Below are 20354 nucleotides of genomic sequence, written 5' to 3'. Positions count from 1 at the left end.
AATAACCAAAACCAAAAGATATGAAATTAGTTAACTTTATTATTGCTATTGGCGCTTTGCTTGTTGTGAGCGCTTGTAATCTCAACATTAACATGGGAGAGAACGGTAACGGAAAAGTAGTGACCGAAGAACGAACCGTAACAGAAGATTTTAACGAAGTTCGTGGTAGCGCGGGACTGGACGTTTATCTTACCCAAGGAGCAGAAAATAAAATAGTTGTGGAAGCTGATGAAAACCTCCTTGAATACATAGAAACAAATATTGAAGAAGGTAAGCTTCACGTAACCACTTCAGAAAATATTGGGCGTTCCAAAGCAAAGAAAGTATATGTAACTTTTAAAGCAATTAATAGTGTTGAAGCCAGCAGCGGTGCCGATGTCGTGGTGAATTCCGTTCTAAAAAGTCAAAATATTTCTCTTAAAAGTAGTAGTGGAGCAAATTTAAAAGTAGAAGTATTTACGCAAGAACTAATTGCTAAAACCAGCAGCGGTGCAGATTTAGAAGTTTCTGGAAAAGCTTCTTCCCTGAATGCAGATGCTTCTAGTGGAAGCGAACTCGATGCAAAAGAACTTTTGGTAATAAACTGTAATGCTGAAGCTTCAAGCGGTGCAGAAGTAACTGTAAACGTAAAGGAAAAATTAGAAACGAACGTTAGCAGTGGCGGCGATATAAATTATTATGGCAATCCTGTTTCAGTAAATTCAAATAAAAGTCATTCGGGCAGTGTAGATAAAATGTAGCGCTATCGACATTCCGTCATTTTAATATATTTGATCCGAATTGCTAAAAAAGGCTTAACAGTTTCCCAAAAACTGTTAGGTCTTTTGCCATTTATAAAAATTTTAAGAGGTTTTCTTCATTATTATTACATCTTTATAAAAAATAAAAAATTATGAAAAGAGTACTAATAGTATTAGCAATAGTCATTTTTGCATCTTGCAGTTCTGATGATGATTCGGGCGATGTAAATACGAACGAGTTTGAAAACATTAAAACCACCTTGCCACAAGGCGAATGGGAAGTGAGCAAACTAATTGACGGACAAACTGACCATACTGCAAGTTTTGAAAGTTTTGTTTTCACCTTCAAAGAAGATGGAACAGTAAGGGCACAAAATGATCTTTTCACTGAAAATGGAACTTGGGCTTATGATAATTCTTCAAGTAGCAGTGATAGTAGTGAAGAGTTAATTCTGCAGTTTAGTGAGATGACTCCTTTTGATGAAATTAATGACGACTGGGACATTGTCTCCGTAAGCAACTCAAAAATTGAACTTTCAGATGTAAGTGGCGGCAATGGTGATGTTGAGCTACTAACATTTGTAAAATTATAAATTGAAATTCTAGTAAAACAAAAAAGCCGCTTCAATAGCGGCCTTTTTATTATTACAATTAAAAGTTTGTTACGCAGTAACTTCTGTTTCAATCGTAGCAATATAACGTTCTGCATCTAAAGCTGCCATACAGCCTGTTCCCGCAGCGGTAACCGCTTGGCGGTATTCTTTGTCTTGAACATCTCCGCTTGCAAAAACGCCTGGCTTATTGGTTTTGGTGCTTTTGCCTTTTGTTATCAAATAACCGGTTTCGTCCATATCCAATTGACCTTTAAAGATATCTGTATTCGGTTTATGACCAATTGCTATAAATAGACCTGTAATTTCAATTTCTTTCTTTTCGCCAGTTTCATTATTCACCATTCTAAGACCTTCCACAACTTGCTCACCCAAAACTTCATCAACTTCAGTATTATAAAGTACTTCTAAATTCTTGGTATTATTTACACGGTGCTGCATTGCCTTTGATGCTTTCATATAATCCTTACGAACCAGCATTGTTACCTTATTACAAATATTTGAAAGGTATGTAGCTTCTTCAGCAGCAGTATCTCCTGCTCCAACTATAGCAACATCTTGATTTTTGTAGAAAAAACCATCGCAAACAGCACAGGCAGAAACTCCACCACCACGTAGTTTTTGCTCACTGGGCAATCCTAAATATTTTGCAGTGGCCCCAGTTGATATAATAACTGTTTCGGCCTCAATTTTTGTAGTATTGTCAACCGTCACTTTATGAATTCCTCCTACTTCACTGCTGAATTCCACATTTGTAACCATTCCTAATCGCACTTGGGTTCCAAAGCGTTCGGCTTGTTTTTGCAATTGCACCATCATTGTTGGGCCGTCAATTCCGTCTGGGTACCCGGGAAAATTGTCCACTTCAGTAGTTGTAGTTAGCTGTCCGCCCGGTTCCATTCCAGTGTACATAACAGGTTTAAGGTCGGCACGTGCGGCATAAATTGCTGCGGTGTATCCTGCGGGGCCTGAGCCAATGATAAGGCATTTTATTCTTTCAATAGTTTCGCTCATGATCGTATTTCTTCAATATTTTTTTCGAAATGTAAAAATAGTAACTTTCAAAGGAATGCCATTCTAAAAGTTATGAAGAATTATTATTATTGAATTGCTTACTTCTATTTCAACAAAAGATTAAATAAAAAAAGACACCAAAATTTGATGTCTTTTTTAAAGTCGGGATGACAAGATTTGAACTTGCGACCCCACGCCCCCCAGACGTGTACGCTACCAGGCTGCGCTACATCCCGAATGATGTTTTAAACACGTGCTTATAAATTTAGCACGGCTGGTAATTTTTTCTCGGAATCTTCAAGTAGTGCAGTTTACACTGAGCCTGTCGAAGTGCTACATCCCGAATGATGTTTTAAACACGTGCTTATAAATTTAGCACGGCTGGTAATTTTTTCTCGGAATCTTCGAATGCTCCAGCTAACACTTGACCTGTTTATGGCAATATTCTGAAAAAATGAATGGCAAAAATACTTAAAATATAAAATTTGACAAGTGTAAAAAATAAATAAAACAACCAGCTGACATTTATCATTTCACAAGAAACACATTGAAAGTATTTTTGACCCCACAATTTAAAAGCTATGCAAAGCACTTTAGTTTCAAAATACAACGTTGCGGGACCACGATATACAAGTTATCCTACCGTTCCCTATTGGAAAAATGACGATTTCTCATTGAGGGAGTGGAAAAAAGGAGTAATCAAAAGTTTTTCTGAAAGCAATTCGGAAGAGGGAATTAGCCTCTATATTCACCTTCCTTTTTGCGAAAGTCTTTGCACATTTTGTGGTTGCAACAAACGCATCACTAAAAATCACAATGTGGAAACCCCGTATTTGGAATCTGTTTTAAATGAATGGCGACTTTATTTAGAATTATTTTCAGAAAGGCCAATTATAAAGGAACTGCATCTTGGAGGTGGGACGCCCACTTTTTTTTCTGCCGAAAACTTAAAACTACTTCTTAAAGGTATTTTCCGCGATGCGACCGTTGCTGAAAATCCATCCTTCAGTTTTGAAGGGCATCCCAACAATACTTCCGAAGCGCATTTACAAACACTTTTTGATTGCGGTTTTACAAGGGTAAGCTATGGCGTTCAAGATTATAACCCAACAGTGCAGGTTGCAATCCATAGACTTCAACCTTTTGTAAATGTAAAACGTGTGACTGAAAAAGCTCGTGAAATTGGTTACACTTCGGTAGGGCACGACATAATATTTGGACTTCCATTTCAGAAAAAAGAACATATTATCTATACTATTGAAAAAACCAAAGAATTAATGCCAGACCGCATTGCATTCTACAGCTACGCCCACGTGCCTTGGATAAAAGGCAACGGCCAACGTGGCTTTAAGGAAGAGGATTTACCCAGCGCAGCCGAAAAACGCGAAATGTACGAAACGGGAAAGAAAATGCTAGAAGAAGCTGGATACCTTGAAATTGGCATGGATCACTTCGCCCTAAAAACAGATAGTCTATATAGCGCAATGGAAGATAAAAATCTGCACCGCAATTTTATGGGCTACACCGATAGTAAAACACAATTAATGCTCGGGCTGGGAGTTTCGGCAATAGGTGATAGCTGGTACAGTTTCGGGCAAAATGTAAAAAATGTAGAGGAATATCAAGAATTGGTAACTCAAAATATCATTCCCGTGTATCGCGGCCATATTTTGAATTCGGAAGATCTATTAATCCGTAGGCACATCTTAAATATGATGTGCAAGCTTGAGACTTCTTGGGAAGAAAAATCGCTTCAATTTAAGGAATTGCCCGAAGTTTTAGAAAAACTAAAAGAAATGGAAGAGGATGGATTAATAAATATTGATTCTCAAAAACTTCAAATTACAGAAAAGGGCCGCCCTTATGTTCGCAATGTCTGCATGGCTTTTGATTTGCTACTACAACGCAACAAGCCAGAAACACAACTATTCTCTATGACGGTTTAAATTCTTGCTTTTAAAGAAATATTTTTTCAAAAATACCACTCAAAGTTGACAAAAGTCATATTTATAAACAATCAAAAATAGGACTTTTGTGTCAGAAATTTAATCTAAAATGAACTTCCTAAAAACCGCTCTCCCATTAATTCTGTTTTTCAGCTTAACCAGCAGCTACGCGCAGTTTAGCGTAGATGCGCAACTTAGGCCAAGGTTTGAATACAGACATGGGTACAAAACACTTTTCCCTGATAATGTAGATCCTGCAGCTTTTGTATCACAGCGAACCCGTCTCAACTTCGGCTACAAAACCGAAAAGCTCAACTTTTATCTTAGCGCTCAAGACATACGGGTTTGGGGTGATGTACCACAATTAAACCTTGCTGATGAAAATGGATTTTCATTGCATCAAGCTTGGGGTGAGATGCTTTTTAATTCAGAATTATTTCTGAAAATTGGACGTCAAGAAATAGTATATGACGATCAGCGTTTCCTCGGAAATGTAGATTGGGCACAGCAGGGAAGAAGTCATGATGCTGCAGTTCTAAAATATGAACCTAGCTTTATGAAACTACATTTTGGCGCTGCCTACAATCAAGACAAAGAAGCATTAACCGGAAATGTACTTACAACTAATACCTATAAGAGCCTACAGTATTTGTGGCTTCACAAAGATTGGGAAAAACTGAATGCAAGCTTTCTATTTTTGAATAATGGACTACAATATATTGATGATGTTGACGAATCTAAAAATGAAACAAGATATAGCCAAACCGCAGGAATCCACATAAAAGCAAATGTACCTAAGTTCAATTTTGTTTCAAATGTGTATTATCAATTTGGAAAAGATGTTGCAGATAATGAGCTAAGCGCGTATCTACTTTCCCTAGAAGCTAAATACGCTGCAACAGGGAAGTTAAACATAGGCTTAGGAGGCGAACTGCAAAGTGGAAATGATTACGGCGCTCCCGCAAATGGCAAAAATGAAGCTTTTAACCCGCTTTATGGAACCAACCACAAGTTCAATGGTTTTATGGATTATTTCTACGTTGGCAACCACTTAAATAATGTTGGGCTGATTGATGCGTATGCAAATATTAAATATTCATTCAGCAAAAAAGCGGATCTTCAAGCTACATTTCATCAATTTTTCGCGGCTGCAGAAATTGTGGATGAAACTTCAAAAGACTTGGGTATCGAAATGGATTTAGTAACTTCGCTTAAAACAAGCGATTTTATAGGTATTCAAGCAGGATACTCACATTTTTTTGCATCAAACGGAATTGAAACCATAAAAAATAATTTTGACGGCAACACAAATAACTGGGCATGGATAATGGTGACCATAGACCCCGTTCTTTTTACTTGGCAAAAACAAAACACAGAAATAACCAATCAATAAAACAACCACTTTTAAAATATAACCCATGAAACTAAATCTTAAAAAAATCTTCGTTACAAAAATGCTAGTCGGTCTTTGCACCATTGCATTTCTTTCAAGTTGTGTAAATGATCAGTCTGATAAAAAATATAATGACACTGTGGATATTCCCGTAAATCAAGAGATGACTGCGGAGCTTACTTCCCCGCCATTCGTGCCAACTCCTATTGGTAAACGTATGGCAAAAAAACTAATCGTAGATCTTGAAATTCAAGAACGCGAAGGCGAAATGACCAGCGGCGTAAAGTACGTTTACTGGACCTTCGGCGGAACAGTTCCCGGAAGTTTTATAAGAACACGCGTGGGCGATGAGGTTGAATTTCACCTAAAAAACCACCCAGATAATAAATTACCTCACAACATTGACCTTCACGCCGTGAATGGCCCAGGTGGTGGAGCAGAATCTTCCTTTGTTGCACCTGGTCACGAAAAAGTTTTTTCTTTTAAAGTGCTTAACCCTGGATTGTATGTTTACCATTGTGCGACCGCGCCAGTAGGAATGCACATTGCCAACGGAATGTACGGTCTAATTTTAGTTGAACCGGAAGGTGGTTTAGCACCGGTTGACAAAGAATACTACATTATGCAAGGTGATTTTTATACTGAAGGATCCTACGGAGACCGAGGCCTTCAGGCATTTGATATGCAGAAAGCGATTGATGAAAAAGCAGACTATGTAGTTTTTAATGGACACGTAGGTGCCATGACAGGAGACAATGCACTTACAGCAAAAGTGGGCGAAACAGTACGTCTTTTTGTCGGAAATGGCGGACCTAATTTAGTTTCCTCCTTTCACGTAATTGGCGAAATCTTTGACAAAGTTCATGTTGAAGGTGGAAGTCTAATAAACGATAACGTACAGACTACACTAATTCCTGCTGGAGGTGCAGCTATCGTTGAATTCCGTGTGGATGTTCCGGGAACTTTTATCTTAGTAGATCACTCCATATTTAGAGCATTTAATAAAGGGGCTCTCGCTATGTTAAAAGTTGAAGGTGAAGAAAATAAAACAATCTATTCTGGAGAAATTCGTGATGGTATTTATCTTCCAGAAGGAGGAGTAATACAGTCAATGCCTACCGCGGGAAATAAAACGGTAAAAGAAGAGATAAAAGCCTTAAGTTTTGAAGAAAAAATGCAATTCGGAAAAGACAAATATATGGCTACTTGTTTGGCCTGTCACCAAGCAAATGGGCAGGGTATTGAAGGAGCTTTTCCCCCACTAGCAAAAGCAGACTACTTAAATGCTGACGTTAACCGAGCCATAGACATAGTGTTGCACGGAAAAACAGGCGAAATAACCGTAAACGGTAAAAATTACAACAGTGTTATGACCGCACAGGCACTTAGTGATGAGGAAGTTTCAAACGTACTTACTTACGTTTATAACAGTTGGGGCAATTCTAAAAAAGAAGTTACTCCCGAAATGGTGAAAGCCGTTAGAAACCAATAAAAATTGTTCAACTTGAAAATTTACAGCACCGCCCTTTTCTTGCTCCTTTCATTATTTTGTGAGGTTACAGCCCAAAATGATAAAATGGTTCTAGTAAAAGGCGGTGTTTATTTACCGCTATATGGCGCTGAAGATAAAGTGGTAAAAATTGAGCCTTTTAAAATGGATGTTCTTCCAGTTTCAAATTCAGATTATTTGAAATTTGTACAGGAAAACCCTCAATGGAAAAAAAGCAATATAAAACGCTTATTTGCCGATGAAAGTTATTTAACCAAATGGAAGAATGATGAAACTTTTATAGGCCTGCCAAACGCACCAGTAACCACTGTTTCTTGGTTTGCTGCCAAAAAATACTGCGAGTGCCAAGGCAAGCGGCTCCCAACCATGGATGAGTGGGAATTTGCAGCTATGGCAAATGAAGACGTACCTGACGCAAGAGAAATAGAAACATACAATCAGTATATTTTAGGTTGGTATGAAACTCCCAAAACTTACAATAACCCTATTGGCGAAACTTTCAAAAATTATTGGGGAATTTATGATCTTCACGGTTTGGTTTGGGAATGGACTTTAGATTTCAATTCCGTCTTAATTTCGGGAGAATCTCGAAAAGACGTTGATAAAGATTCAAACCTATTCTGCGGAAGCGCGGCAATTGGCGCTTCAGATTTAATGAACTATGCCGCTTTTATGCGCTATGCTTTCCGCGGAAGTATGAAAGCTCGCTATTCTTCCCAAAATTTAGGGTTTCGCTGTGCTAAAGATGTTGAAAACTAAAAACTCACAAAAGATGAAAAATTTTAGATATGTAATAATAATGTTTGCTTTAGCAACATTGTTTTCCTGTAATAATTCTTCAGAAAAAAATACCGATACCACTGAAACTGCAAAGGTAAAAAAAGGCGAAGGTGAAGCCATTCCCGAAATGTCCATCTACAATCTTCCCTCAAACTGGACCACCCAAAACGGTGAAGAGATTGAACTAAAAAGCTTACAAGGAAAGGTGGTTGTAATGGTTATGATATACACAACCTGCAAAGCTGCCTGTCCCCGCTTAGTTGCAGATATGCGCAATATTGAAAAACAAATACCTGATGAAAAGAAGGATGATGTTCAGTATGTTTTTGTGAGCATTGATCCAGAAACGGATACTCCAGAGAAACTAAAAGCATTTGCCAAAGAAAACGAAATGGAAGATGATAAATGGCTCTTTTTGCGCGGTACCTTAGGAGATACACGTGAGTTTGCCGCCGTGCTGGCAGTGAACTACAAACAAATTTCACCAATGGATTTCTCACATTCAAACATTATTAGTGTTTTTGACCAAAACGGCGAAATGGCGCATCAGCAAGAAGGTTTAGGCGTGGACAACAAAGAAACCGTACAAGCAATTATTGACTTAGCGGAATAATCTATTTCAAAAAAAACAGGAAACAGTGATGAGAAAATTTCTAAAACCTCATCTCTTAAATATCTCGACTCAAAGCTAACGGCTAACTTCTATTTTCTGGTTCGTCGTTTTTCTTTTTCTTATTGTGAACCATGTTTTTTCGTTTTTTGCTTCGCTTCACAAAAAAAAATAGTCCGCCGATAATGGCGAAACATACAACGACTGAAATTACGGTTACTACTACGCCACCTGAAAAATCAACCAACGGAATTGTGTTTATCACTTTCATCTGTTTAGATTTAATGTTTTAATAGGTTTAATGGAAATCATTATCAAACAATTGAAAATGATTTCATAATTGCTATAATTCATTTAATGGCAATACGCTTTTAAAGATTTTCATTTTCAGAAGAGTTAACTTCATCATCACTCTTCTTCTTGCCGCCTAAAACAAAGCTAACTACTATAGCGGTAAGCGCAACACATAATACTGCGAAAAAAATAATAATTGCGGTACCCATACCCCAATTGGCTAGTGGTAAGATTGTATTTGTCATTGTCATCATATTTAATGGTTATTGATTGATTGATTGATTGATTCATTTTCTAATGCCATTGGTTGGCAATTATAATTGGCATCAACGGTTTCGGTAATTGGTTTGGGCGAAACATAGGGAATCCCCAATCCCAAACCGCGAACAATAAAAAGACAGCCTATAATTACTACAAGCACCGGAATTGCACGGCGAATACGTTGACGCACCTGTCCATTTAAAAAGTTGCCAAGATATATTGCCGAAGTCATCAACGGGATGGTTCCCAGCCCGAATACGGCCATATATAAGCTTCCCTGCAAAGCATTTCCCGAAGCTATCGCTCCAAAAACAGCCATATATACCAGCCCACATGGAAGAAAGCCATTTAAAAAACCAATGGTCAAAAAAGTATCTGGGGTTCTCTTTTTAAGTTCCTTCCCCAAAGCAGACTTTACTTTGGAAATTAATCTATAAACAGGTTTTGAAAAATTATAATTGTTGAAGGTTTTTTGTGGAATAAATATAACGACAAGCATCAAAACACCAATTAAAATAGAGAGTTGTTGCTGAAACCCGAATAAATTTAAACTTTTTCCCACCAAACCGAAAACGAGACCTAGAATGCTGTAAGCCAAAATTCTTCCGAAATGATACAGAAAAATCTGTCCTATTTTCTTTACATTATTATTTCGATCTACCGGTAATAAAAATGCAATAGGCCCGCACATCCCCACGCAGTGGAAACTTCCCAATAATCCGAATATGAGTGCTGTGTATAACATTTATTGAATGTTCAATTTCGATTTCTCCCGCTAGCTATCGGGATAGATTTCTGCTAATAAACTATTTCGTTTTTATACAAATAATCTTCTCCTTCATAGTTCCACTGAATAATAGTGTTCCATCGTCCCGCTACTAAGCGGTCGTCTGGTATTAGCAAATTTTTGGCGGATAATTGCAAAGGAATTTGAAAATCAAGCTTTTTGTTAGAAGGTCTATAAAGAAGAACCGTACCCGTGATTTTGGAATAATCCAGATTTTCCGGAAACGTTAGCATCCAGCCGGCTTCGGTTTTTTCACCTAAAATACTTCCACTTAAGGTATTCGAATTCTCCTCGTCATCCATCGCTTTTTGGAAGACCAATTCTTTTTTGTAGTATTCTTCGGTAACCAGATCGTAATCGTATTTTTTATCGGTACTTATTTTTATAACGAAAAACATAATAAACCCAATAAAAAGTATCAATACAATCGCCAATCCTGTTCCCCAATTCATTTTCATAATATTATTTATTAATCATTTCTATTTTTTACTACTTTTTCACAAGTGTAGATTTCGGTCATCTAGCACCCATCACCCGCCTTGATTATAATTTCGCGGCCCCAAAAATGTAACGCTTGTAGTTTCAATTAAATCCTCCCCACTGTAAACTTCAATTACCGCGCGGTTTTTATCTCCACTTAGGGCAGCGTTGTTTATTTCAATAAAGAGGGTCCCTTCTGCCAAATCTTGTGCAGGAACCAAAATTTCTCCTTGTTTCACGGTGCGTATTATCCCTTTTGGAGATTTCAACTTAAAGTGAATATCCTTAATTTCTTTCGTGGTTTTATTTAGCAATTTATACGTGAAAACATTGCTTATTATATTGTCAGCTTTATGCTCATAAAGTTGGCCTGGTAGTCTAAGTATGTTTGCTTCCACGTCACTTCTCAAAAACAATAAACCTGAAAGTACGCCGATTAAAATTACTAAAACGGCTGTATATCCTTTCAGGCGTGGCGTAAACTTGAATGGCGCCTTCTTCTCAATATTTTCCTCACTTGCATAGCGAATCAATCCTTTCGGTAGGTTCACCGCTTCCATAATGGTATCGCATTCGTCAATACAAGCTGTACAATTTACGCATTCCAACTGGGTTCCATTACGGATATCAATACCTGTTGGGCAAACATGCACACATTGAAAACAGTCAATACAGTCCCCTTTTCCAGAAGCTTCGCGATCTTCGTTTTTCCTGAATTTTGCTCTGCCAACTTCTTTTTCACCGCGCTTATGGTCGTAAGCCACAACGATAGATTTATTGTCAAGCAAAACCCCTTGTAACCTGCCGTATGGGCAAGCAATAATACAAACCTGCTCTCTAAACCAAGCAAAGACAAAATAGAAAACACTCGTAAAAATCAATAAGGAAATCAAAGTGCTTATATGATCGAGTGGACCTTCAAAAACGTATTGTATTAAACGGTCGCTCCCTATAAAATAGGCTAAAAACACATTGGCAATCAAAAATGAAATAATAAAGAAAATGATCCATTTGAGAGCACGTTTTTTAACCTTTTCGGCATTCCAAGCTTGTTTGGCTAAACGTATTTGCGCACCTCTGTCGCCATCAATCCAGTATTCAATTCTTCTGAAAACCATTTCCATAAAAATGGTCTGAGGGCAAATCCATCCACAAAAAATTCTTCCAAAGGCGGCGGTAAATAAAAGGATAAATACCACACCAATAATCATCATAATCACGAACAAATAAAAATCCTGTGGCCAAAAGGGAAATCCAAAAATATTGAAACGGCGCTCCAAAACATTAAAGAGCAAAAATTGATTGCCATTAATTTTTATAAACGGAGCAGCAAACAAGCACGCAAGTAAAAAATAGCTTACGTATTTTCTGTATTGGTACAATTTCCCTGAAGGTTTCTTAGGGTAAACCCAAGCTCTTTTGCCTTCTTCGTTTATGGTTCCAATAGTATCTCTGAAACGTTCGTTTTCTGGGGTATCCAATTTTTAGAAATTTAATTTTTATTATTTTCCTCCTGCTTGCAAGTCATCAATAACCGGATCATCGGTTATTTTTAATTCAATTTTGGTTGAGTCAATTACCTTCACCTCCACATTATCAACAGGTGCATTTTCATCTACCCAAACATCGCCTTCAGGTTCCTTTGCATCAACTGGGTTAGTTCCGTGAAGTGTCATTACGTAACTGGATACTTGTGCCATTTCGCTAGGCTTAAGATCTGTTTTCCAAGCAATCATACCTTTACCTGCACGACCACCTTCACTTATAGTATTGAAAATGTTCTTAATTCCACCACCTAAAATCCAATGATCATCTGTTAGGTTTGGACCAATACCTCCTCCACCACTATCTTTATGGCAGGCAACGCAATTGGCTACAAAAATACCTTTCCCTGCATTAATATCGCTGGCATCGGCAAGCATCTCAACGGTATTAAAATCTATAAGATCTTTGTTATTTTTTTTGAATTCTTCCACTTCTATTTTTGCTTGAGCAACTTCTATTTCAAATTCTTCTGTTTGGTTTGTACCGTCAAAAATTTCATAACGTACCAAATAGACCACCGCAAAGATGATAGTTGCATAAAACATATAAACCCACCACGGCGGCAAGGTATTGTCCAGCTCACGGATACCGTCGTAATTGTGATCCAAAACAATTTCCTGCTCTTTTGCCATAGGTTTGGCTCCGAGCATATCTTCATATTTTCTTTTAAACCATCCAAAACGATTGTCTTCTCGAATCTGTTCAGCAGTTAAATAGCGCTCTTTTGCTTCAGGATTTAAACCTCCAAAAAGGATACGCTGCAGCGCTGAAGCAACAATCTCCAATGCTAGGGCGAAAAGGACTAACATTCCCAAAACGGCCCATATAATTGGATGTTTCACAATAGCCCACTGATCGCCAGAATCAATGGTAAATTCCAGCAGAAAAAATGCAAGTATGGCAAAGCCAATAACTCTTAAATATGATGCTGTTTTCATAGTACTTCTTCGTTTTGGTTGTTAGTATCAGACTCCAATGGAATATTGCTCACTTCTTCAATGTGTTCCTTTTTTGCCGTGATCACCCAATAAAAAAGTGCAACAAAAAAGAAGAAGAATATCAACAGTGAAATCATTGGATATATTTGAACATTATCTATGTTCTCGAGGTTTCCTTTTACAAATTTCAACATAACTATTGGTTTTTAGCTGAAGCGTTTTCAGCGTTATCTACTTTAATATCAGTTCCCAATCGCTGCAAGTACGCAATTACAGCCACGATTTCACGATTCTTCATTTCGACGAATTCTTCCCCGTTTTCCGCAGCATATTTCTTGCTTGCTTCGTAAGTGGCTACAAAATCTGGATCGCTGTAAAGGTTTTCCTCAATCTTGGTTCCTTGCTCGTCCATCCATTTTTGTGCATTGGCTATTTCTTCTTCGGTATAAGGAACCCCAAGCGTAACCATTGCCTTCATTTTAGCCTCAGTATCAGATTTGTCCAATTCAGAATTTATTAACCATTTATAGGAAGGCATAATAGAACCCGAAGAAGTACTCTGCGGATCATACATATGGTTTAAGTGCCAGTTATCAGAATACTTTCCACCTACACGGTGCAAGTCTGGCCCAGTACGTTTACTTCCCCAAAGGAAGGGGTGATCGTAAACAAATTCTCCCGATTTAGAATATTCGCCATAACGTTCCACTTCACTTCTAAAAGGTCTTACCATTTGCGAGTGGCAGCCAACGCAGCCTTCTCGTATGTAAATGTCTCGTCCTTCCAGTTCTAGTGGAGTATATGGTTTTACACTCGAGATTACAGGTACATAATCATCAACCATCAAGGAAGGTATAATCTGTACGGCACCACCAATTAATATGGCGATGGTTGCGTAAATGGTTAATTTAATTGGACGGCGCTCAAGCCAAGTGTGGTAGCCTTCGCCTGAAGTCTGTCTTTTTGTTACTGGAGAAAGTGGTGCTGCCTCTGCTAGTTCATCAGTAACCTTGCTACCTCTTCTTGCCGTCATTACTACGTTGTAAAGCATAATGAACGCTCCTGTAATAAATAGGGTTCCGCCAATGGCGCGCATCCAGTACATTGGCATAATTTGCGTAACCGTCTCTAGGAAGTTACCATAAGTAAGCGTTCCATCTGGGTTAAACTGGTTCCACATAGAAGCTTGCATAAATCCTGCAACATACATTGGGAGCGCATACATTATGATACCCAAGGTTCCAATCCAGAAATGCGCATTCGCCAATTTAATGGAATACAATTTTGTTTTGAAAAGACGCGGCACCATCCAATAGATCATACCAAAGGTCAAGAAACCATTCCAGGCAAGTGCGCCAACGTGCACGTGTGCAATAATCCAGTCGCTAAAGTGGGCAATGGCGTTTACGTTTTTAAGTGAAAGCATAGGGCCTTCAAAGGTTGCCATACCATAACCGGTAATGGCCACCACCATAAATTTTAAAACTGGGTCAACACGTACTTTGTCCCAAGCGCCACGAAGTGTCAACAGACCGTTTATCATACCACCCCAAGACGGAGCCAAAAGCATCACCGAAAATGCAACTCCCAAGTTCTGTGCCCATTCTGGCAATGCTGTGTACAATAAGTGGTGCGGTCCTGCCCAAATATATATAAAGATTAAAGACCAAAAGTGAACTATAGAAAGTCGGTATGAATATACCGGTCTATTCGCCGCTTTCGGTACAAAATAATACATCAATCCCAAGAAAGGTGTGGTCAAGAAAAATGCAACCGCATTATGCCCATACCACCACTGCACAAGAGCATCCTGAACACCGGCGTACATTGAGTAACTTTTAAGAGCAGTTACGGGAATTGCCATACTGTTTACAATATGCAACACGGCAACGGTAACAAAGGTTGCCAAATAGAACCAAATTGCAACATATAAGTGACGTTGGCGTCTTTTAACCATTGTCATAATCAAGTTTAGGCCAAAGGCTACCCAGATTATTGCAATGGCAATATCAAAAGGCCATTCCAGCTCGGCATATTCTTTTGAAGTTGAATAACCCAAAGGAAGCGTAATTGCTGCGCCAACAATAATGGCTTGCCAGCCCCAAAAATTTAAATTGCTCAAAAAATCGCTCCACATACGTGCTTTCAGCAAACGTTGGGTGGAATAATAAACCCCAGCGAAAATGGCGTTACCCACGAAAGCAAAAATAACTGCATTGGTGTGCAATGGCCTCAAACGCCCAAAACTGAGCCAAGAAATGCCATCAGTCATATTTGGGAACAAAAACATAAAGGCCAGCAATAAGCCGACACTCATACCAATGAGTCCCCAAAAAATGGTCGCATTGATGAATTTTTTGACAACTTGGTTGTCGTAGTAAAACTGTTCTGTTTGCATAGTGTTAAAAAAATTATTTTTCTGGATTGGTTATAGTTTCTTTTGAAGTTTTAGCCTTACTGGAAGTGTCTTCCTTTACCAGCTCATCCTCAAAAAGCATACGTACGGAAGGAGTATAAGTATCATCGTACTGACCTTTTTTAACTGAAAAGATAAACAGCACAAAAAAGATTAGCGCTACAAAAACGCTGATTGCCAATAGCATATAAATTATGTTCATACCTGAAAATTATTATTCAAAAATATCGTTGCAAACGTCTTTAAAATATGACATTCGTCAAGTTCGCTTATTTATATTCATTCTTAATTTCTTGCCAATATATTGCGTGGCGATGGTTGTAAAAACCACAATGCTTATAGAGCTTAAAGGCATTAAAATAGCTGCAACCACGGGGCGTAAATGCCCAGTAATCGCAAATGATAATCCAATTAAATTATAGAAAAGAGAGAATAAAAACGCCCATTTAATAATCTGCACTCCACTTTTGGAAAGATTTAAATAATCTCCAATTTTGTTGAATTGCGAAGCATCCAAAATACCATCGCAAGCGGGTGAAAAAACGTTTGTATTTTCTGAAATTACAAAACCAACGTTGCTTTGTTTCAAAGCTCCGGCATCGTTAAGTCCATCACCTATCATCAATACCTGCTTTCCGCTTTGCTGAAGTGTTTTTATAAAGTTGAGTTTATCGTCCGGTTTCTGATTAAAATAAAGCTTGGTGCCTTTGGGAAGCATCATTTCCAACCGTTCGCGTTCGCCTTCGTTATCGCCCGAAAGTACTATTACTTCTTTATCATTTCTTAATTGTTCAAAAAGTTCAGCAATACTTTTTCTGTATTCGCTGTTGAAAACATAACAACCTTTGTAACCCTGGTTCGCACTAATGTGTACTGTGGTTCTATTTTTTAGTTCGGAAGTATCTTCATCGTAAAACCCAACAAACTCGTACGATCCTACTTTTATGGAATTATTATTTGATGTTGCAGAAATCCCCTTCCCAACTTCTTCTTCAAATTCATCCAAGGTTTGAATGTTATTTTTGTCCAGTATATTATAAAGTGAACGGCTCAAAGGATGACTAGACGCGCGCAGCGTGCTGGTGAGCAATTGCTTCTCTTCTACAGAAAGCGCCAAACCTTCATACGTAATTAAGTTTTTTTGATTGGTTGTTAGCGTTCCTGTTTTGTCAAAAACTACAGTGTCCAGCTTCGCCATTTGTTCAATTACTGAGGCTTCCTTCAAATACAATTTCTCCCTTCCGAAGATTCGCAGCACGTTGCCCAAAGTAAACGGCGCAGCCAAAGCAATAGCGCAAGGACAGGCTACAATTAAAACCGAAGTGAACACATTAAACGCTTTTGAAGGATCAACCACCAACCAAAAAATGGTAGAAATAAAAGCGATTGAAAGAAGAACTACAGTAAAGCGTTTACTGATGCTATCTGTAATAGATTCAAAAATTCCTGTTTTGTCTTTGCTGAAAACGTCGTTGCTCCAAAGCTGCGTTAAGTAGCTTTGCGCTACTGGTTTTAGTACTTCAACTTCTAAAATTCCGGCTTGTTGTTTGCCGCCCGCGAAGAGTTTATCGCCACTTTGCTTGGTGATGGGTTCTGCCTCGCCAGTAACAAAACTGTAATCTATCAGCGCATTGCCTTTAATTAAAATAGCATCTACCGGAATAATTTCGTTGTTACGAATAAGCAATCTGTCACCCTTTTTTACGGTGTAAACTTCAGCTTGCTCCTCCACCGTTTTGCCTTCTTCATTTTTGAAAAGTCTTGTAACGGCAATAGGAAAGTAAGATTTGTAATCGCGTTCAAAAGATAAATAGCTGTATGTTTTCTGTTGAAAAAACTTGCCCAAAAGCAGAAAGAAAACCAGACCAGTAAGACTGTCAAAAAAACCCGTGCCCCAATCCATCACAATATCCATAGTACTTCGAATGAAAAGCACAGCAATTCCCAAAGCGATGGGAACATCAATATTTAAAATTTTGGAACGAAGTCCTTTGTATGCCGAAGTGAAATATCCGCTTCCCGAATAAAAAACAACAGGAAGTGAAAACGCAAACATCAACCAACGAAAAAACGGTTTGAATTGATCCAACCAAAATTCAGAATGTTCAAAATATTCAGGGAAAGAAAGAAACATTACATTTCCGAAAGCAAAGCCCGCAATACCTAATTTATAAGTGAGACTTCGGTTTATATATTTTTCCTTTCTTTCGGAGTCGTCCAGTGAAATGTAGGGATCGTAGCCTATTCGGCTTAAAAGAATAACTAGATTTTTAAGTGAATTTTCTTCAGCGTTAAAAGTTATTCGTACCGTTTTTTCAGGAAAATTTACTTGTGAAGATTTTACAGCGGGATTAAGTTTGTTAAGATTTTCAAGAATCCAAATACAACTGCTGCAATGGATTGAGGGAATTAAAAACGAAACAATTTGTGTAGTTCCATCATTAAATTCCAACAGTTTTTCAACTATAACTTCGTTGTCTAGAAAATCATATTTACCGGCAATTTCTTTGGGAGAAATTCCTGGTGTTTTTTCAAGATCGTAATAGTAACTTAAATCGTTGTCGTTCAGAATTTCAAAAACAGTCTTGCAGCCGTGGCAACAAAAGGATTTTTCCTCGTGCTTAATTTCAACATCAAAACACGGGTCGCCACAATGGAAACAGTTTACCATTACTAAAAAAATTGCTCGTTATACCTGCTGCAAAGGTTGCAACGTATTTGGTTTTATGAAATGATTATTATCAGTTTTTTATAACCAAACTGAAATAGTTTTCTTTTCAGATTCTAACTTTAAGCAGAAAGATATAAATTTTTCAAGTTTTTGAAAAATAAAATACCCACAGCTATTGGAAAGAAGCAACTTAAAATAGTTAGTAAAATATAGTAATCCTGAAAAAATGGGAAACCTAGCCAAAGTGCTGTAGCTTTATAAAAAATGAGCAATTCTGTACTTATAAAAGCGAAAATGAAAATCCATATAAAGCTTTTTTGAAGCTTTATTAATTTGAAATATTCCAAAAATGCCAGCATTGCTGTTATTACAATTCCCAAGAAAACCAAATGTAGGTAACCAATTACAAAATCTTTCAGTTGAAAAGTCAAATTAGCAAAATATGGAAAGGCAGAAAAAAGCTGCATTGAAAGTTTGACTGCCAACAGACTTCCGGCTATTTTCAGAAGTAAAAAAGAGTTGGGGCTAAATGATTTTTTTATAGCTGAAAAATGATTTTTTAGCAACAAATAAAATTCATAAAAAGCTAAAAGCTGCGCTACTGCTCCAATTAATCCGAGAATATAAATTGCAATGGGAGGCACAAACCAAAGGAATGAAAGAAAGACCGTAAACAGCACTCCGAAATTTAAAAGCAGGAAAAAAGACTTTAGTTTTTCGGGCTTGAAGTGAATTCCCTTTTCTTCTAAAACGTAAAATAAAATCCCCAAAAGTGCCATTATAAACCATCCGTTATACTGAAAATGGAGGTAGAAATAAATGGAGGATTTGTACCAAATAGACTCCGGACCCAAGGTTGCCATCACTCCGCCAATAGCCCACGGACCTATGCTGGAAATAACTAAATACCAAAGTGCGGCTTTTATCAATTTCCAAGAAAATCTATTTTTAAAATGTTCGGGCGCATACTTCACCGCAAACCACATAAACCAATAGGAAGCAAACAAAAAGAGCGTTGAAAATATGATGGAATATAATGCGTATCCTTGAATGGGAAAGGTTACCAGCATTCCTAAAATACAAATATTGGTAAATACAAATATGTGTTTGTACAGTTTCGGTTTTTGTGCTTCGGAAAGGAATATCTTGTAAATTAAAGTAGTTAATCCCAAGTAAATCCAACCCAGCAGCGCAGTATGCGAATGTGCGTGAAGGATAAATTTATAATTCAGCGGAATTGGGGTAACGAAGAAAAAACGCAGCAGCAAACCCATAAGCGCAACCAATAGGAAATATAAAAGTGCAACGGCTATATGTTTTCTTAAATTTATCAAGCTTCAAAATTAAAAAAACAGTCCGGAATTTGGCTATAAACATTCATATATTGCCATTCTTCCGAACTGTCATAAAAACCAATCAAATAAAATCTTCGATTTGGGGCCGGGGATAAATTTGATTCAGTTTAACTAATTTTTCAATTTCTTCTCTAAAGCCAATGCTTTGGGGAAGAGGATATTATTTTCCAAATGCACGTGTTGATGTAAATCCTGCTCAAATTCGTCAAGCTTAGCATAAAATGCACGATAGGTATTGCAAGCTCCTTGTGGGGGCGTGTAATTGCTACTCAGTTCTGAAATTCTACGTAATAGTTCGCCAGCTTCTTCGTGTTCGGCTTCCATCATTTTTATAGGGTTTTCAACAGTTCCAAAATGGATTGCAGGAACTTCTTCTCCTTCACGTTCCGCTTTTACTAATTTTTTGATAAAAGGGAAAAGTATCAGTTCTTCCTTCTTCATATGTGAAGCCAGCTCTTGAACAACCTTGGTTACCAAAGTCTCTATTTCTGCAAGTTCAGTATAGTGGTGCCCGTGAACGTGATTGACACGTTTAGAATATTGCAAAAGCAATGGGCTGCTTTCTTCCACGTAAGTATGATGCACGTTTATGATATGGTCTGTTAAAAAATCTAGCTTCCAACTATTGAAATTATAGGCGCGATCTTGTATAACATCAAGACTTAAAAGTTCTGCCTCTAAAATTGATGGATCTATCTTTGCTTTTTCGCAAGCTTTTTTAATACTTATTCCACCGCCGCAGCAAAAGTCTATTCCGTGCTTTTTGAAAATGTGGGCGGCTTTTATGTTTTCTGTAACTACATCGGCTACGGTGCGTTCTTGAAGTGTTGTCATGATTTTTAAGGTTTTAATGAAAATTTAATAATGCAAATATCAGCAGAAATAGAGAGACGAAATATGACTCAAATCATAAAAAGATAATTTTATCTGAAATAATTATTGATGAAAGGTTTTATAGAAAAATAAATTGTAAAACGGCAATGTGTGTGTTAAAAAATAGAAA

At 37.6% G+C, this 20354-nt stretch carries 20 protein-coding genes and 1 tRNA gene; 7 read left to right on the top strand and 14 right to left on the bottom strand.

Features of this window, described 5'->3' with window-relative positions; translation table 11 throughout:
• Nucleotides 1-20: 20 nt before the first annotated feature.
• Nucleotides 21-740 carry a head GIN domain-containing protein gene (locus ESV24_RS06985; RefSeq protein WP_111815670.1) on the top strand — a complete coding sequence of 240 codons (720 nt, stop codon included), beginning with the start codon at nucleotides 21-23 and terminating at the stop codon, nucleotides 738-740.
• A 152-nt stretch (nucleotides 741-892) separates the two neighbouring features.
• A complete protein-coding gene (locus ESV24_RS06980) occupies nucleotides 893-1333 on the top strand; it encodes a hypothetical protein (RefSeq protein ID WP_111815669.1) in 441 nt (146 codons plus the stop codon).
• Nucleotides 1334-1402: 69 nt separating this feature from the next.
• Here ESV24_RS06980 and trxB read toward each other — a convergent pair whose 3' ends face one another.
• Together trxB and ESV24_RS06970 are read right to left on the bottom strand one after the other, a co-directional pair.
• On the bottom strand, nucleotides 1403-2365 hold the full coding sequence (gene trxB, locus ESV24_RS06975) for a thioredoxin-disulfide reductase (protein WP_111815668.1): 963 nt from the start codon (nucleotides 2363-2365) through the stop codon (nucleotides 1403-1405).
• 162 nt (nucleotides 2366-2527) lie between these two features.
• A tRNA-Pro gene (locus ESV24_RS06970) sits at nucleotides 2528-2601 on the bottom strand.
• A 345-nt stretch (nucleotides 2602-2946) separates the two neighbouring features.
• Between ESV24_RS06970 and hemN the strand changes: the two genes are divergently transcribed.
• The 5 genes from hemN (at nucleotide 2947) to ESV24_RS06945 (ending at nucleotide 8607) form a co-directional block, all read left to right on the top strand.
• On the top strand, nucleotides 2947-4311 hold the full coding sequence (gene hemN / locus ESV24_RS06965; protein ID WP_111815667.1) for an oxygen-independent coproporphyrinogen III oxidase: 1365 nt from the start codon (nucleotides 2947-2949) through the stop codon (nucleotides 4309-4311).
• Between the two features lie 109 nt (nucleotides 4312-4420).
• Nucleotides 4421-5704 carry an alginate export family protein gene (locus ESV24_RS06960; RefSeq protein WP_111815666.1) on the top strand — a complete coding sequence of 428 codons (1284 nt, stop codon included), beginning with the start codon at nucleotides 4421-4423 and terminating at the stop codon, nucleotides 5702-5704.
• A 25-nt stretch (nucleotides 5705-5729) separates the two neighbouring features.
• Complete coding sequence (nirK, locus tag ESV24_RS06955) at nucleotides 5730-7196, top strand: copper-containing nitrite reductase (protein WP_111815665.1); 1467 nt, start codon at nucleotides 5730-5732, stop codon at nucleotides 7194-7196.
• Nucleotides 7197-7280: 84 nt separating this feature from the next.
• On the top strand, nucleotides 7281-7973 hold the full coding sequence (locus tag ESV24_RS06950) for a formylglycine-generating enzyme family protein (RefSeq protein WP_170227870.1): 693 nt from the start codon (nucleotides 7281-7283) through the stop codon (nucleotides 7971-7973).
• A 13-nt stretch (nucleotides 7974-7986) separates the two neighbouring features.
• Nucleotides 7987-8607 carry an SCO family protein gene (locus tag ESV24_RS06945; protein ID WP_111815813.1) on the top strand — a complete coding sequence of 207 codons (621 nt, stop codon included), beginning with the start codon at nucleotides 7987-7989 and terminating at the stop codon, nucleotides 8605-8607.
• Nucleotides 8608-8689: 82 nt separating this feature from the next.
• On the opposite strand, the gene ESV24_RS06940 is transcribed toward ESV24_RS06945, so the two are convergent.
• From ESV24_RS06940 to ric, 12 genes are all read right to left on the bottom strand, one after another.
• Nucleotides 8690-8875, bottom strand: coding sequence for a hypothetical protein (locus ESV24_RS06940; protein WP_111815663.1), 186 nt, complete (start codon nucleotides 8873-8875; stop codon nucleotides 8690-8692).
• Between the two features lie 100 nt (nucleotides 8876-8975).
• Nucleotides 8976-9152: a hypothetical protein gene (locus tag ESV24_RS15275; protein ID WP_160110595.1), complete on the bottom strand. Its 177-nt coding sequence runs from the start codon at nucleotides 9150-9152 to the stop codon at nucleotides 8976-8978.
• 2 nt (nucleotides 9153-9154) lie between these two features.
• Nucleotides 9155-9904 (bottom strand): sulfite exporter TauE/SafE family protein, encoded by a 750-nt coding sequence (locus ESV24_RS06935; RefSeq protein ID WP_111815662.1) that lies wholly within the window; start codon nucleotides 9902-9904, stop codon nucleotides 9155-9157.
• A 53-nt stretch (nucleotides 9905-9957) separates the two neighbouring features.
• Nucleotides 9958-10404: a FixH family protein gene (locus ESV24_RS06930; RefSeq protein WP_111815661.1), complete on the bottom strand. Its 447-nt coding sequence runs from the start codon at nucleotides 10402-10404 to the stop codon at nucleotides 9958-9960.
• 72 nt (nucleotides 10405-10476) lie between these two features.
• Nucleotides 10477-11907, bottom strand: coding sequence for a cytochrome c oxidase accessory protein CcoG (ccoG, locus tag ESV24_RS06925; RefSeq protein WP_111815660.1), 1431 nt, complete (start codon nucleotides 11905-11907; stop codon nucleotides 10477-10479).
• A gap of 21 nt (nucleotides 11908-11928) precedes the next feature.
• Complete coding sequence (locus ESV24_RS06920; protein WP_111815659.1) at nucleotides 11929-12909, bottom strand: cbb3-type cytochrome c oxidase N-terminal domain-containing protein; 981 nt, start codon at nucleotides 12907-12909, stop codon at nucleotides 11929-11931.
• Entirely contained in the window at nucleotides 12906-13103 is a 198-nt protein-coding gene (locus ESV24_RS06915; protein ID WP_111815658.1) for a CcoQ/FixQ family Cbb3-type cytochrome c oxidase assembly chaperone, read from the bottom strand. The genes ESV24_RS06920 and ESV24_RS06915 overlap by 4 nt, the downstream gene beginning before the upstream one ends.
• Nucleotides 13104-13105: 2 nt before the next feature.
• Entirely contained in the window at nucleotides 13106-15307 is a 2202-nt protein-coding gene (gene ccoN / locus ESV24_RS06910; protein ID WP_111815657.1) for a cytochrome-c oxidase, cbb3-type subunit I, read from the bottom strand.
• A 13-nt stretch (nucleotides 15308-15320) separates the two neighbouring features.
• The gene (gene ccoS / locus ESV24_RS06905) at nucleotides 15321-15527 is read right to left on the bottom strand and encodes a cbb3-type cytochrome oxidase assembly protein CcoS (protein WP_111815656.1); all 207 of its coding nucleotides are present in this window, start codon (nucleotides 15525-15527) and stop codon (nucleotides 15321-15323) included.
• A gap of 57 nt (nucleotides 15528-15584) precedes the next feature.
• Nucleotides 15585-17996 (bottom strand): heavy metal translocating P-type ATPase, encoded by a 2412-nt coding sequence (locus tag ESV24_RS06900; RefSeq protein WP_111815655.1) that lies wholly within the window; start codon nucleotides 17994-17996, stop codon nucleotides 15585-15587.
• Nucleotides 17997-18115: 119 nt separating this feature from the next.
• Nucleotides 18116-19330, bottom strand: coding sequence for a hypothetical protein (locus ESV24_RS06895; RefSeq protein ID WP_235004005.1), 1215 nt, complete (start codon nucleotides 19328-19330; stop codon nucleotides 18116-18118).
• A gap of 132 nt (nucleotides 19331-19462) precedes the next feature.
• A complete protein-coding gene (gene ric / locus ESV24_RS06890; RefSeq protein WP_111815654.1) occupies nucleotides 19463-20185 on the bottom strand; it encodes an iron-sulfur cluster repair di-iron protein in 723 nt (240 codons plus the stop codon).
• Nucleotides 20186-20354 lie beyond the last annotated feature (169 nt).

Source organism: Aequorivita lipolytica (genome assembly GCF_007997135.1).
Taxonomy (GTDB): Bacteria; Bacteroidota; Bacteroidia; order Flavobacteriales; family Flavobacteriaceae; genus Aequorivita; species Aequorivita lipolytica.
This window is presented reverse-complemented; position numbering and strand designations above follow the sequence as displayed.